The organism is Citrobacter sp. Marseille-Q3906 (genome assembly GCF_916618775.1).
Taxonomy (GTDB): Bacteria; Pseudomonadota; Gammaproteobacteria; order Enterobacterales; family Enterobacteriaceae; genus Citrobacter; species Citrobacter murliniae.
In genome coordinates this window covers 294395-308972 of sequence record NZ_CAKAKA010000003.1, presented here as the reverse complement: position 1 = coordinate 308972, position 14578 = coordinate 294395, and the positions used below count along the sequence as shown (strand labels likewise).

General features: G+C 55.5%; 18 protein-coding genes. All 18 read left to right on the top strand.

Going from position 1 to position 14578, the window contains the following annotated elements:
• The first annotated feature begins 28 nt into the window (after positions 1–28).
• The 18 genes from LG384_RS18790 to nikR are packed head-to-tail and all read left to right on the top strand — an operon-like array spanning position 29 to position 14558.
• Complete coding sequence (locus LG384_RS18790; protein WP_225761373.1) at positions 29–751, top strand: beta-ketoacyl synthase chain length factor; 723 nt, start codon at positions 29–31, stop codon at positions 749–751.
• Positions 748–1563 (top strand): 1-acyl-sn-glycerol-3-phosphate acyltransferase, encoded by an 816-nt coding sequence (locus tag LG384_RS18785; RefSeq protein WP_225761372.1) that lies wholly within the window; start codon positions 748–750, stop codon positions 1561–1563. Before LG384_RS18790 ends, LG384_RS18785 begins: the two co-directional genes overlap by 4 nt.
• Positions 1544–1801 carry a phosphopantetheine-binding protein gene (locus LG384_RS18780; protein WP_225761599.1) on the top strand — a complete coding sequence of 86 codons (258 nt, stop codon included), beginning with the start codon at positions 1544–1546 and terminating at the stop codon, positions 1799–1801. Before LG384_RS18785 ends, LG384_RS18780 begins: the two co-directional genes overlap by 20 nt.
• 12 nt (positions 1802–1813) lie before the next feature.
• On the top strand, positions 1814–2065 hold the full coding sequence (locus LG384_RS18775) for an acyl carrier protein (RefSeq protein ID WP_005121566.1): 252 nt from the start codon (positions 1814–1816) through the stop codon (positions 2063–2065).
• 6 nt (positions 2066–2071) lie between these two features.
• A complete protein-coding gene (locus LG384_RS18770; RefSeq protein WP_045448560.1) occupies positions 2072–2653 on the top strand; it encodes a hypothetical protein in 582 nt (193 codons plus the stop codon).
• Entirely contained in the window at positions 2650–4011 is a 1362-nt protein-coding gene (locus tag LG384_RS18765) for an AMP-binding protein (RefSeq protein WP_045448562.1), read from the top strand. The genes LG384_RS18770 and LG384_RS18765 overlap by 4 nt, the downstream gene beginning before the upstream one ends.
• A complete protein-coding gene (locus tag LG384_RS18760; protein WP_045448564.1) occupies positions 3998–4351 on the top strand; it encodes a beta-hydroxyacyl-ACP dehydratase in 354 nt (117 codons plus the stop codon). The genes LG384_RS18765 and LG384_RS18760 overlap by 14 nt, the downstream gene beginning before the upstream one ends.
• Positions 4342–6033 carry a glycosyltransferase gene (locus LG384_RS18755; RefSeq protein ID WP_048222967.1) on the top strand — a complete coding sequence of 564 codons (1692 nt, stop codon included), beginning with the start codon at positions 4342–4344 and terminating at the stop codon, positions 6031–6033. Before LG384_RS18760 ends, LG384_RS18755 begins: the two co-directional genes overlap by 10 nt.
• 3 nt (positions 6034–6036) lie before the next feature.
• On the top strand, positions 6037–6459 hold the full coding sequence (locus LG384_RS18750) for a thioesterase family protein (protein WP_045448568.1): 423 nt from the start codon (positions 6037–6039) through the stop codon (positions 6457–6459).
• On the top strand, positions 6456–7061 hold the full coding sequence (locus LG384_RS18745) for an outer membrane lipoprotein carrier protein LolA (RefSeq protein WP_225761371.1): 606 nt from the start codon (positions 6456–6458) through the stop codon (positions 7059–7061). The genes LG384_RS18750 and LG384_RS18745 overlap by 4 nt, the downstream gene beginning before the upstream one ends.
• A complete protein-coding gene (locus tag LG384_RS18740; RefSeq protein ID WP_225761370.1) occupies positions 7030–9348 on the top strand; it encodes an MMPL family transporter in 2319 nt (772 codons plus the stop codon). Before LG384_RS18745 ends, LG384_RS18740 begins: the two co-directional genes overlap by 32 nt.
• Positions 9345–9929 (top strand): DUF3261 domain-containing protein, encoded by a 585-nt coding sequence (locus tag LG384_RS18735; protein WP_048222974.1) that lies wholly within the window; start codon positions 9345–9347, stop codon positions 9927–9929. Before LG384_RS18740 ends, LG384_RS18735 begins: the two co-directional genes overlap by 4 nt.
• 1 nt (position 9930) lies before the next feature.
• Positions 9931–11100, top strand: a complete 1170-nt coding sequence (locus LG384_RS18730; protein WP_045448582.1) for a beta-ketoacyl-[acyl-carrier-protein] synthase family protein — start codon at positions 9931–9933, stop codon at positions 11098–11100.
• On the top strand, positions 11097–11573 hold the full coding sequence (locus LG384_RS18725; protein WP_045448585.1) for a 3-hydroxy-fatty acyl-ACP dehydratase: 477 nt from the start codon (positions 11097–11099) through the stop codon (positions 11571–11573). The genes LG384_RS18730 and LG384_RS18725 overlap by 4 nt, the downstream gene beginning before the upstream one ends.
• Positions 11570–12301, top strand: a complete 732-nt coding sequence (locus tag LG384_RS18720; RefSeq protein WP_045448588.1) for a 3-ketoacyl-ACP reductase FabG2 — start codon at positions 11570–11572, stop codon at positions 12299–12301. Before LG384_RS18725 ends, LG384_RS18720 begins: the two co-directional genes overlap by 4 nt.
• Positions 12298–13527, top strand: a complete 1230-nt coding sequence (locus LG384_RS18715) for a beta-ketoacyl-ACP synthase (protein WP_045448590.1) — start codon at positions 12298–12300, stop codon at positions 13525–13527. The genes LG384_RS18720 and LG384_RS18715 overlap by 4 nt, the downstream gene beginning before the upstream one ends.
• Before the next feature lies 1 nt (position 13528).
• Complete coding sequence (gene acpT / locus LG384_RS18710; protein ID WP_225761369.1) at positions 13529–14107, top strand: 4'-phosphopantetheinyl transferase AcpT; 579 nt, start codon at positions 13529–13531, stop codon at positions 14105–14107.
• Positions 14108–14156: 49 nt separating this feature from the next.
• Positions 14157–14558: a nickel-responsive transcriptional regulator NikR gene (gene nikR / locus LG384_RS18705; RefSeq protein ID WP_005121550.1), complete on the top strand. Its 402-nt coding sequence runs from the start codon at positions 14157–14159 to the stop codon at positions 14556–14558.
• The last annotated feature ends 20 nt before the right edge of the window (positions 14559–14578 follow it).

Sequence of the window (14578 nt, the reverse complement as noted above, 5' to 3'; positions counted from 1 at the left end):
ACTACCGATTTATCGCGGACGCGCGTTGATGAAATTTGCATTAAACATTATCGACTGGCAGGCCAAGGCGCCAGGGTTAAGCGAAAGGACACAGTGGCATGAATGGTCACGGCTTTCGCACGCTATCGATCCAGCCGCACCACTGGCTAAACTCAGTGAGTTACCGATGATGACGGCTCGCCGCCTCAGTTCCGGCAGCAAGCTGGCCGTCGATTGCGGGCTGGCGATGCTACGCAGCCATGAGATCGATGCCATCCTCTATACCAGCCGCCACGGTGAACTGGAGCGTAACTACCGGATCCTGCACGCCCTGGCGACAGAGCAGGCACTCTCACCGACCGATTTTGCCCTTTCTGTGCATAACTCCGCCGTGGGTAACCTGACTATCGCTGCAAAAAAACCGATCGTCTCTTCCTCACTCTCTGCAGGCAGGGATACATTCCAGCAAGGATTATGCGAAGTCATGAGCCTGTTGCAGGCGGGATATCAGCGCGTGTTAATGGTCGATTTCGACGGTTTTCTGCCTGAGTTTTATCACCCACAACTGCCTCCTGAAATGCCGACATGGCCATTTGCCGTCGCGCTGGTAATTGAATCAGGTGATACCTGGCAATGCAAAACCCGTCCGCATAGCGCCCATAGTGAGACCTCGTTGCCGCAAAGCTTGTTGTTTTTACAGCACTATCTACAGGATATCGATACGTTTACCCTGCCGGGTGAACGCGTGCAGTGGCAGTGGAGTCAGGGATGAACAGGATACTTCTGCGCCTTAATTGGGGATGGCGGCTGGTAATGACCGGATTTTGCTTTGCCTTGTTTGGTCTCGGGGGACTACTGCTTTCTACTATCTGGTTTAACTTATTGTTAGTTGCGATATGGAATAATACCAGACGTCGGCGCATCGCCAGACGCAGCATTGCCGCCAGTTTTCGTTTCTTTTTAACCGTGGCGAAACGACTTGGCGTACTGGATTACCGCATTGAAGGACGAGACATCTTGCGCAAAGAGCGAGGGTGTCTGGTGGTCGCCAATCATCCGACGCTAATCGACTATGTGCTACTGGCCTCGGTTATGCCGGAAACGGACTGCCTGGTGAAAAGCGCGCTCCTGAAGAATCCGTTCCTCGGCGGCGTAGTCCGGGCGGCAGATTACCTGATTAATAGTCAGGCCGATGCGCTATTGCCTGCCTGCCAGCAACGGCTGGAACAAGGCGATACAATTTTAATTTTCCCCGAGGGTACTCGCACACGCCCCGGAGAGGAAATGACGCTACAGCGCGGTGCAGCAAATATCGCTGTGCGCTGCAGCAGCGATTTACGCATAGTGACCATTAACTGCAGCGAACAAATGCTGGATAAAGAAAGCAAATGGTATGACGTCCCATCGGTAAAACCCGTATTTACTATTTCAGTACACGAACGAGTTAAAATCGATCAATTTTACGATGCAAATTCACAAGAACCGGCGCTGGCCGCAAGGCAGTTAAACCGGCATCTTTTGCTTCAATTACAACCAGGTAATTTACCTCTTTCAGGAATTAATGATGCAAGCGCTTTATCTTGAAATCAAAAATCTCATTATAATGACACTGAATCTCGACGAACTGACAGCTGACGATATTGAAACCGAAGCGGCACTCTTTGGTGATGGCTTAGGGCTGGACTCGATCGATGCTCTGGAGCTGGGTCTGGCGGTGAAAAACGAGTATGGCGTGGTGCTCTCTGCTGAGAGTGAAGAGATGCGCCAGCACTTCTTCTCCGTCGCCACGCTGGCATCTTTCATTCACGCGCAACGTGCCTGAGGATAGTCCGTTATGACCGAACAAAAAGCCATTTACGAAGAAGTCTCCTCGCTGCTGGTTAAGTTATTCGAAGTCGACCCACAGGATATCAAGCCTGAGGCACGCCTGTACGAAGATCTGGAGCTCGACAGCATTGATGCCGTCGACATGATCGTGCATCTGCAAAAGAAAACCGGTAAGAAAATCAAGCCGGAAGAGTTCAAAGCAGTACGCACCGTACAAGATGTCGTCGATGCGGTAGAACGCCTTCTCAAAGAAGCGTAACTCACCGTGTCGGGCACTCGCTCGCTGCCAGTCGTACAACTGCTAACAGGTTTACTGCTGTTGGCCTGGCCATTTTTAATCTGGTTTGGCCTGGCGCATAACAGCCTGCACTGGCTGCTGCCGTTGATGGCGCTACTCCTGTTTTTACGCTTTCGCCAGACCCGGCGACAGGCGGGGCCGTTGCGCGTCGTGACACAGGTAGTGGCGGTCGCTGGCATCACACTGTGCATTGCCAGCTATCTGCTCAAAACGCACCAACTGTTGCTGTTTTATCCGGTGGTGGTAAATGGCGTCATGCTGGCGGTATTTGGCGGCTCACTCTGGTCAGCCATGCCAATTGTCGAACGGCTGGCGCGACTGCGTGACCCAAACCTTCCCGAAGCAGGCGTGCGCTACACTCGCCGTGTGACGCAAATCTGGTGCGCCTTTTTCATCCTTAACGGCAGCGTTGCGCTTTTTACCGCACTGTATGGCGATATGTCACTGTGGACGACCTGGAACGGTATGATCTCCTATCTGCTGATGGGAACACTCATGGCGGGTGAGTGGTTAGTTCGCCAACAGATGATAAAACGAGATACCCAATGAAGCAGCCCCTCACTCTTGCTCAATGGCTCAGTGCCCCACGTCCGGACGGAGTGCCTGTGGCGTGGCAGGAAGAGCACACCTGGACACTTGGTCATCTGCGCCATGATGTGGCCCGGTTGATAACGCATCTGCAGCAGCAGGAAGGTGAACGCTGGGCATTGTGCTTCGAGAACAGTTATTTATTTATCGTCGCACTGCTGGCAACGCTCCACGCAGGCAAAATACCGGTGATCCCTGGCCATTGCCGTGTTTCATTATTAAACGAGCAGCATGCGCTGTTTGATGGCGTACTGAGCGATAAAGCACTGGACTGGCAAGGTGCACTGCTGGTTGTCAGTTCTGCCATGAAACCCGCTACCTACGATATTACTTTCCCGGCAATACCCAGCGACGCCTTCGTGGAACTCTTCACCTCCGGCTCCACCGGCCAGCCGAAACGGGTCATCAAGCCAATCAATCGTCTGGATAACGAAGCTGCGCTGCTCGCGACGCGTTTTGCCGATCGCCTGGCAGGTTGTCGGGTGGTCGCGTCAGTGGTGCCACAGCATCTGTATGGTCTGACGTTTCGTATCTTCTTGCCAATGGCCTTAGGTTTACCGTTACATGCTGCAATGCTGTGGTACGCCGAGCAGTTGGCGGCGCTAAGCCATGAACATCGCTATGTGTTTATCAGCAGCCCGGCGTTTCTGAAACGCCTCGACCATCAGCTTACCCCGCCGCCGGTCGAGATGATTCTGTCCGCAGGCGGCATGCTGCCCTGGCAGGACGTCACGCAGGCCGCTGACTGGCTGAACGTATGGCCCGATGAGATCTACGGCAGCACCGAAACCGGTATCCTCGCCTGGCGTTATCGCCAGCGGGATGATGTGGCATGGCAGCCCTTCCCTGGGGTCAGATTCCAGCCAGAAAACGAGGCATTTCGCGTGTTTTCTCCACTTATCGCCGCTGATGATGGCCTGTTGCTGGACGATATTCTGCATTTTACAGAAAGCGGGCAGTTCCGTCTGATGGGTAGACGGGGTCGCGTGGTCAAAATTGAAGAGAAGCGTATTTCACTCAGCGAAGTGGAGCAACGCTTACTGGCTCTGGACGGTATCCGCGAAGTCGCGGCATTGCCCGTCTCACGCGGAGGGCGTCAGGGAGTTGGCGTCCTGTTAGTGCTGGATAACGAGGCGCGTCAACGCTGGCATGAATGCGGGGGGAAACCGCAAGAGCTGAGCTGGAGGCGCTCGCTGCTGCCGTGGCTGGAGCCGGTCGCCGTTCCTCGCTACTGGCGCGTGATTGACGAAATCCCGGTCAACAGTATGAACAAGCGTGTCTATGCGCAATTACAGGAGTTATTTCATGAAACCCCATGAAATCGAGCGCCACCAGGCACAGCCTCAACAGGCTGAGATCGTTTTACATCTCGACCCTTCTTTGTTCTGGTTCAGCGGGCATTTTGCTGTGCAGCCACTGCTGCCTGGCGTTGCACAGCTGGATTGGGTGATGCATTACGCCACCACGCTGCTGATCCCCGGCTGGCGTTTTCACAGTATTCAGAACGTGAAATTCCAGTCACCGCTCCTGCCGGGAACAACCGTAACCCTGAGTCTGAGCTGGCAGGAAGAGCGTCAGATGCTCTCTTTCAGCTACCAGCGTCACGACGGCGAAGCGCGTCATACCGCCAGCAGCGGGAAGATTCGGTTATGTCACTAACCTTTTCCCCTTGCGTGCTGATCCCTTGCTACAACCATGGCGCGATGATGTCGCGCGTACTGGCACGTCTACAGCCGTTTGACCTCCCCTGCATTGTGGTCGACGATGGCAGTGATGACGCCACACGGGATGAACTGGCTCGCCTGGCAGCTGAAAATAGCAATCTGACATTAATCCGCCTGCCTGTAAACGCGGGCAAAGGTGCTGCGGTGCTCCGGGGAATGCAGGCCGCGGCAGACGCAGGGTTCAGCCATGCGGTGCAAGTGGATGCCGACGGACAGCATGACATTGAAGATATTCCCAGACTGCTTGCGCTGGCGAAAGAACATCCGACGGCGCTGATTTCCGGACAACCGATTTACGATGGCTCAATTCCCCGCTCGCGCCTGTACGGACGCTGGGTAACCCACGTCTGGGTGTGGATAGAAACGCTTTCACTGCAGTTAAAAGACAGCATGTGCGGTTTCCGGGTGTATCCGGTTGCGCCAACGCTTCAACTGGCGCAGCGCGTGACGCTTGGCAAGCGAATGGATTTTGACACCGAAGTGATGGTACGCCTCTACTGGCAAGGCAACACCAGCTATTTTATTCCAACCAGGGTTACCTACCCACTGGATGGACTGTCCCATTTCGACGCGCTCAAAGACAACCTGCGCATTTCACGGATGCATACTCGCCTGTTCTTTGGCATGTTGCCGCGCATCCCTTCCCTGCTTCTTCGCCGCTCATCCACACACTGGGCACATCAGCAAGAGGTCAAAGGGCTGTGGGGAATGCGTCTGATGGTGCTGGTCTGGCGTTTTCTGGGACGCAAGGTATTTTCCCTGATGCTATATCCGGTAGTCGGCGTTTACTGGCTCACGGCTTCGGCCGCTCGTAAAGCATCTCAGAGCTGGATTAGCCGCGTACGGGCACAACTGACCGCACGTCAGATGGCAGTGCCGTCAAACCTGACCAGCTATCAACATTTCCTGCGTTTTGGCGACGCAATGTTGGATAAAATTGCCAGTTGGCGCGGTGAACTGCACTTTGGTCGCGATGTGGTTTTCGCGCCAGGCGCAGAAGAGGCGTTAAACGTCAGCGATCCGCGGGGAAAACTACTGCTGGCTTCACATCTGGGCGATGTCGAAGCCTGTAGGGCTCTGGCCCAACTACAGGGCAGCAAAACCATCAATGCACTGGTATTCAGCGAGAACGCCCAGCGTTTCAGGCAAATCATGGAAGAGATGGCCCCACAGGCCGGACTAAACCTGCTTCCGGTGAACGATATCGGCCCGGATACCGCCATTCTGCTCAAAGAGAAACTGGAGCGCGGAGAATGGATCGCCATCGTCGGCGATCGCATCGCGGTAAATACCCAACGTGGCGGCGAATGGCGCGTCTGCTGGAGCCGCTTTATGGGACAAGCTGCTCCCTTCCCGCAGGGGCCGTTTATCCTTGCGTCTATTTTACGCTGCCCGGTCGATCTGATTTTTGCCCTGCGCCAGCAGAATAAACTACGCATTCACTGCGAGCCGTTTGCCGACCCGTTGCTCTTACCGCGCGCCAGCCGGCAACACGCGTTACAGAATGCTATCGATCGCTACGCCGAACGCCTGGAGCACTATGCGCTTCAGTCGCCGCTTGACTGGTTTAACTTTTTCGATTTCTGGCAACTGCCGGATACCAAAGACAAGGAGTAAAGGGTGCTTAACGATCCCCGATTTACGGCTGAAGTCGAGCTGACTATTCCGTTCCATGACGTCGATATGATGGGCGTCGCGTGGCATGGCAACTACTTCCGCTATTTCGAGATTGCCCGTGAGGCACTGCTGAACCAGTTCGATTACGGCTATCGGCAGATGAAAGAATCTGGCTATCTGTGGCCGGTGGTCGATACACGGGTGAAATACCGTAACGCCCTGACCTTCGAACAGCGTATCCGTGTACGTGCTCAGATTAAGGAATTCGAAAATCGTCTGCGTATCGGCTACGAAATTTTCGATGCTGAAACAGGGAAACGCGCCACCACGGGCTACACCATTCAGGTCGCGGTGGACGAAAAAAGTCGCGAGCTATGCTTCGTCAGCCCGGATATTCTGTTTGAACGCATGGGGGTCACACCATGAAATTATGGCCACTGCTGGCGTTACTCATCAGCCCATTCGTCAGCGCCCTGACGCTTGACTCCCTGCAACAGCGTTTTACCGAACAGCCGGTAGTCCGTGCCCACTTCGATCAAACCCGGACGATAAAGGATCTGCCGCAGCCGTTGCGATCTCAGGGCCGGATGCTGATCGCACGCGACCAGGGCTTACTGTGGGATCAAACCGCTCCGTTCCCGATGCAGTTGCTGCTGGATGACAAACGGATGGTTCAGGTGATTAACGGTCAGCCACCACAAACCATCACCGCCGATAACAACCCGCAAATGTTCCAGTTCAATCATCTGCTGCGTGCGTTATTCCAGGCGGATCGTAAAGTGCTGGAGCAGAACTTCCGTGTAGAGTTTGCAGATTTAGGTGAAGGCCGCTGGACACTACGCCTGACGCCTATTACCACACCGCTGGATAAGATTTTTGCGACTATTGATTTAGCCGGAAAAACCTATCTGGAGAGTATTCAGCTCAACGATAAACAGGGCGATCGCACCGATATCGCGCTTTCTCAACACCAACTGACGCCAGCGCGACTGACCGATGACGAACGCCAACGCTTTGCAACCCAGTAAACGTCCCGCGCTGTTATGGGGAATCGCCTGCCTGATACTGCTGGGCGTTTTGCTGACGCTGCTACCTCAGGCGCGTCTCAACAGCAGCGTGCTGGCAATGTTGCCAAAACAGACGTTGGGGACCATACCACCGAGCCTGAACGAAGGTTTCATGCAGCGCCTCGACCGGCAACTGGTCTGGCTGGTGAGTCCCGGTAAACGGCCAGACCCGGCGGTGGCCCGCGGCTGGCTGACGTTGCTGCAAAAATCACACGCGCTGGCACAGGTGAAAGGCCCGATGGATGCCGACAGCCAGCAGGCATGGGGGGCATTCTTCTGGCAAAATCGCAACGGCCTGATAGATAACGACACCCGCGCCCGACTGCAAAACGGCGGTGAAGCGCAGGCCCAGTGGATCCTCTCCCAACTTTACTCAGCCTTTTCCGGCGTCAGTGGTAAAGAGCTGCAAAACGATCCACTGATGCTGATGCGCGGCTCGCAGCTGGCGATGGCCAAAAACGGCCAGCGCTTGCGCCTGATGGATGGCTGGCTGGTTACTCAGGATGAACAAGGCAACTACTGGTATCTGCTGCACGGCGAACTGACCGGTTCATCGTTTGATATGCAACAGACACACCACCTGGTCACCACGCTTACTACGCTGGAAAATGAACTCAAAGCACAATATCCCCAGGCACAACTGTTGTCGCGCGGGACGCTGTTCTATAGCGATTACGCCAGCCAGCAGGCGAAACAAGACATCTCTACCCTCGGTATAGCTACCGTGATCGGGGTGATACTGCTGATTGTGGCGGTGTTTCGCTCGCTGCGCCCGCTGCTGCTATGCCTGATTTCGATTGGCGTTGGCGCGCTGGCGGGTACTGTCGTCACGCTGCTGATTTTCGGTGAACTCCACCTGATGACGCTGGTCATGAGCATGAGCATCATCGGCATTTCCGCTGACTATACGCTCTACTACCTGACCGAGCGGATGGTACACGGTGCGGAAACATCGCCATGGCAAAGTCTCGCCAAAGTGCGTAACGCACTGCTGCTGGCGTTACTCACCACCGTGGCAGCATACCTGATCATGATGCTGGCCCCCTTCCCCGGAATCCGTCAAATGGCGGTATTCGCGGCGGTGGGTCTGAGCGCCTCCTGCCTGACGGTGATTTTCTGGCACCCATGGCTGTGCCGCAGTCTGCCGGTGCGTCCGGTTCCGGCGATGGTGCTGATGTTACGTTGGCTTGCCGCCTGGCGACGCAATAAAAAACTTGCCGTTGGCCTGCCGGTAGCGCTGGCGCTGTTCTCGCTGGCAGGCATGGCGACGCTGCGCGTGGACGATGATATCTCCCAGCTACAGGCGCTGCCGCAGGATATTCTGGCTCAGGAAAAAGCGATTACTGCCCTGACCGGGCAAAGCGTCGATCAGAAGTGGTTTGTGGTGTACGGCAAATCTGCACAACAAACGCTGGAGCGGCTGGAAACCTTTATTCCGGCGCTGGAACAGGCGAAAAAAGAGGGATTACTCGGCGGATATCGCACTATTCCGCTAAATTCGCTCGCCCGACAGCAACAGGATCTCACTCTGCTTAAAGACGCTGCGCCCGCTGTAACGAAAGCCCTGAATCACGCCGGACTGGCAACGGTAAATCCCGACCTTACCGCCATGCCGGTAACAGTCGAAGCCTGGCTTGCCAGTTCAGCCAGCGAAGGCTGGCGGTTACTGTGGCTGACACTGGCTGATGGCGAGAGCAGCGTACTGGTTCCCGTTGAAGGCGTTAAACAAAGTACGGCATTAAACACACTCAGCGCGAAATATCCCGGCGTCGCGTGGGTGGACCGTAAGAGCAGCTTCGACACGCTTTTCGCCCTGTATCGCCATATCCTGACCGGCCTGCTATGCATTGCGCTGGCGGTAATCGCTTGCGGGGCTGTCATCCGACTTGGCTGGCGTAAGGGTTTTATCAGCCTGGTACCCTCAGTGCTGTCTTTAGGTTGTGGTCTGGCGGTACTGGCCCTGAGTGGTCATGCGCTCAACCTGTTCTCACTGCTGGCTCTGGTGCTGGTATTGGGAATCGGCATTAACTACACGCTGTTTTTCAGTAATCCACGCGGCACACCGCTGACATCGCTGCTGGCTATCACTCTGGCGATGATGACCACGCTCCTGACGCTCGGCATGCTGGTATTCAGCGCCACTCAAGCCATCAGCAGTTTTGGCATTGTACTGGTGAGCGGTATTTTCACCGCATTCCTGCTTTCACCACTGGCGATGCCTGGTAAAAAAGAGAAAAAAAGAAAATGATCAAACAGACATTCTGGCGCGCCGCCGCACTGGTCGCTACGTTAATTCTCACCGGATGCAGCCACTCACAGCCGGAACAGGAAGGCCGTCCGCAAGCGTGGCTGGAGCCGGGCACACGCGTGACGCTGCCTGCCCCGGGGATTTCCCCCCAGGTTAATTCACAACAGTTGCTGACCGGTAGTTTTAACGGCAAAACCCAGTCACTGTTGGTAATGCTTAACGCCGACGACAGGAAAATAACGCTTGCCGGGCTGTCGTCGGTCGGCATTCGTCTGTTTCTTGTGACTTACGATGAAAAAGGCTTACATACCGAACAATCAATCATCGTGCCGCAACTGCCGCCCGCCAGCCAGGTGCTGGCTGACGTGATGCTCAGCCATTGGCCAATTAGCGCCTGGCAGCCACAATTGCCGAAAGGCTGGACGCTCATTGATATGGGTGACACACGCGAACTGCGCAACGCCAACGGCAAACTGGTTACGGAAATCACGTATCTGAATCGGAAAGGAAAACGCGAGCCGATCAGTATCGAGCAGCACGTTTTTAAATACCACATCACCATTCAATATCTGGGTGACTGAGATGATCTACATTTCTGCCGTTGGCATGATTAACGCATTGGGCAACGACGCCGATGAAATCGCAGCTAACCTCACACGTGGCATAGCACCCGGAATGCGCGCCCGCACAGACTGGCTGCAAGGGCATCCGTGCGCCGTATTAGCAGGCATTGACGGTGAACTTCCGACCATTCCCGACAATTTTCGCGCCCATCGTTCACGCAATAATCAGTTGCTGCTGGCGGCACTGGCGCAAATCCAGCCACAGGTGGATGACGCCATCGCCCGGTATGGCCGCGATCGGATTGCTATCGTGCTCGGCACCAGTACCTCCGGACTGGATGAAGGTGACGTTCACGTTGATCTCACGCTCAACGGCAAAGAGAGCACCGAATGGCACTATCCGCAGCAGGAGTTGGGCGATCCCTCGCGCTTTCTCAGCCACTGGCTGGCGCTGGATGGTCCGGCCTTTACCCTCTCAACTGCCTGTTCATCCAGCGCGCGCGCTATTATGAGCGGACGTCGCCTGATTGAATCCGGTCTGGCGGACATCGCGATTGTTGGCGGTGCTGATACGCTCAGTCGGATGCCAATCAACGGCTTCCACAGTCTGGAATCCCTCTCCCTGACGCGGTGTCAGCCGTTTGGCCGCGACCGTAGCGGGATCACCATCGGCGAAGGTGCCGCGTTGATGCTATTGACCCGTGAACCACAGCCCATTGCGCTACTGGGCGTCGGTGAATCCAGCGACGCTTACCATATTTCAGCTCCCCATCCACAGGGGGAAGGTGCTATTCGCGCCATAGGCCAGGCGCTTAACGACGCGGGGATTACGCCGGATCAGGTGGGCTATATCAATCTGCACGGTACCGCTACACCGTTAAACGATCAGATTGAGTCCAAAGTCGTGAACGCGATTTTTGGCGAAAATGTCCCGTGCAGTTCGACTAAACACCTGACCGGGCACACGCTGGGCGCGGCCGGGATTACCGAAGCAGCCATCAGTATGTTGATTTTACAACGCGACCTGCCGCTGCCGCCGCAGGATTTTAGCCAGTCGCCACGCGATGAAACGCTGCCGCCCTGCGGCATCATTGAGCAGCCGCAGCCGCTGGCTCGCCCGGTAATCTTGTCTAATTCGTTTGCCTTCGGCGGGAACAATGCCAGTATCCTGCTCGGGAGAATCTCATGAGCCACTATTTATCGCCTGGCGACTATTTACCGCACGATGCGCCGATGCTGCTACTCGAAGAGGTCGCAAGCGTGACGGACGAGACCGCCATCTGCCACGTGACAATATCAGCAAACAGCGTGCTGGCCCCCTTTCTCGATCCAGACGGCAACCTGCCCGGCTGGTTCGCCCTGGAATTAATGGCGCAGACCATCGGCGTCTGGTCTGGCTGGCACCGTCAGCAACAAGGTCAGGAGAGTATTGCTTTAGGCATGGTGCTTGGCGCGCGCGAGTTAGTCTGTGCTGCGGGGGTTCTGCCTGCAGGCAGGATGCTAAGTATCAATGTCAAATTGCTGATGCAGGACGCACGTTTCGGCAGCTTCGAATGCGCCATTCAGGCGGGCGAAGAGACGCTGGCAACCGGTCGCGTCAACACCTTCCAGCCGACATCTGAAGAAATTAACACGCTATTTCAACAAGGAGCGTCCACATGAGTCGTTCAGTTTTAGTTACGGGTGCCAGCAAAGGTATCGGTCGCGCCATTGCCCTACAGTTGGCGGCGGACGGTTTTGTGGTCGGTGTTCACTATCATCGTGATGCGCAAGGTGCGCAAGAAACGCTAGATTCTATCCTCACCGCTGGTGGCGCAGGGCGTCTGCTGACGTTTGATGTTGCTAATCGCGAACAGTGCCGTGAAGTACTGGAGCAGGATATTGACGCACATGGCGCATGGTACGGCATCATCAGCAACGCCGGGGTCACCCGCGATGCCGCTTTCCCTGCGCTCAACGATAATGACTGGGATGCGGTGATCCACACCAACCTCGACAGTTTCTATAACGTCATTCATCCATGCATTATGCCGATGATTAGCGCACGCCAGGGCGGACGTATCATCACGCTGTCCTCGGTTTCCGGCATAATGGGCAATCGCGGCCAGGTCAATTACAGTGCAGCAAAAGCAGGGATTATCGGTGCAACCAAAGCGCTGGCCATTGAGCTGGCAAAACGCAAAATCACCGTAAATTGCATCGCACCGGGACTCATTGATACCGGAATGATCGAGATGGAGGAAGCCGCGCTGAAAGAGGCCATGTCGATGATCCCAATGAAACGGATAGGTCAGGCCGAAGAAGTGGCCGGACTTGCCAGCTATTTAATGTCGGATGTGGCGGGTTATGTGACTCGTCAGGTGATTTCCATCAATGGAGGGATGTTATGACACGTCGTGTCGTGATTACAGGCATGGGCGGCGTCACCGCCTTTGGGGAAAAATGGCAGGATGTCTCCGCCAGGTTACTGGCGTATGAAAATGCGGTACGCAAAATGCCGGAGTGGCAGGTTTATGACGGACTGCACACGCTGCTTGGCGCGCCGATCGACGATTTCACCCTGCCGGAACACTATACCCGCAAGCGTATTCGCGCCATGGGACGCGTGTCGCTGATGTCCACGCGCGCATCCGAACTGGCACTTGAACAAGCAGGGCTGATTGGCGATCAGATACTGACCAACGGTGAAACTGGAATCGCGTACGGTTCCTCCACCGGAAGTACCGGCCCGGTGAGCGAGTTCGCCACCATGCTGACCGAGAAGCACACCAATAACATCACCGGCACAACTTACGTGCAGATGATGCCGCACACCACTGCCGTTAACACCGGTCTGTTTTTCGGCCTGCGCGGGCGGGTAATCCCAACCTCCAGCGCCTGCACCTCTGGTAGCCAGGCGATTGGTTACGCATGGGAAGCTATTCGACACGGTTATCAAACGGTGATGGTCGCAGGTGGCGCAGAAGAACTGTGTCCTTCTGAAGCCGCAGTGTTTGATACACTATTCGCCACCAGCCAGCGCAACGATGCACCGAAAACCACCCCCTCCCCGTTTGATGAAAAACGCGATGGTCTGGTGATTGGTGAGGGCGCGGGCACGCTGGTGCTGGAAGAACTGGAACACGCTAAAGCGCGCGGGGCCACTATTTACGGCGAAATTGTCGGTTTTGCTACCAACTGCGATGCTGCGCATATTACCCAACCACAACGCGAAACGATGCAGATTTGCATGGAAAAATCGCTGAAGATGGCCGGTATTGGTGCCCGGGATATCGGTTATATTTCTGCACATGGTACCGCAACCGATCGTGGTGATATTGCAGAAAGCCAGGCAACCGCCGCAGTTTATGGTGATAATGTACCACTCTCCTCGCTTAAAAGTTATTTTGGGCATACCCTTGGCGCCTGTGGCGCACTGGAAGCCTGGATGAGTCTGCAAATGATGCGTGAAGGTTGGTTTGCGCCTACGCTAAATTTGAGCCAGCCAGATGCCAATTGCGGCGCGCTGGATTACATTATGGGTGAAGCCCGCAAGATTGATTGTGAGTTCCTGCAGAGCAATAACTTTGCGTTTGGCGGCATCAACACTTCCATTATCATCAAACGTTGGCCCTGATATGTACCGGATCGTTCTCGGGAAAGTTTCTACTTTAAGCGCTGGCACATTGCCTCCCGCGCTCTTCGAGCAGGCACCGCAGGGTGCTCGCCGTGAACGCTGGCTGGCGGGCCGCGCGCTGCTTTCCCATACCCTTTCGCCATTGCCTGACATCATCTACGGCGAGCAAGGAAAACCGGCTTTTACAGCCGACACGCCGCTATGGTTCAACCTTAGCCACAGCGGCGATGACATCGCTCTGCTGCTCAGCGACGAAGGGGAAGTGGGCTGCGATATTGAAGTCGTACGCCCACGCGACAACTGGCAGACGCTGGCAAATACGGTGTTCAGCCTGAGAGAACATGCCGAAATAGAAGCAGAACATCCAGACCAACAGCTGGCGGCTTTCTGGCGTATCTGGACGCGTAAAGAAGCCATCATTAAACAGCGAGGCGGTAGCGCCTGGCAAATTGTCAGCGTCGACAGCACCACGCTGACATCCTCGCTCTCTGTTAGCCAGTGTCAGCTCGATACGCTGAGCCTGGCAGTGTGTACTCCGACACCATTTACCCTGACAGCCGACGCCGTTCAGAGGCTGTAACTCCCGCATTCCCTGTGCGCCGACGCACCATATGAAAGGTTAACTGCAGATGCAACGAGTCACCATTACTCTCGATGACGATTTACTGGAAACGCTGGATAGCCTGAGCCAGCGCCGTGGCTACAACAACCGCTCCGAAGCGATCCGTGACATTCTGCGCGGTGCGCTGGCACAAGAGACCACCCAGGAGCACGGCACTCAGGGTTTCGCCGTGCTGTCCTATGTTTACGAACATGAGAAACGCGACTTAGCCAGCCGCATTGTTTCAACCCAACATCATCACCATGATTTGTCAGTCGCCACGCTACATGTTCACATCAACCATGACGACTGCCTTGAAATCGCCGTTCTGAAAGGCGACATGGGCGATGTCCAGCATTTTGCTGACGACGTCATTTCCCAGCGCGGCGTACGCCATGGCCATTTGCAGTGTTTGCCAAAAGAAGAGTAATTTCCCGTTACGTTGCCGGG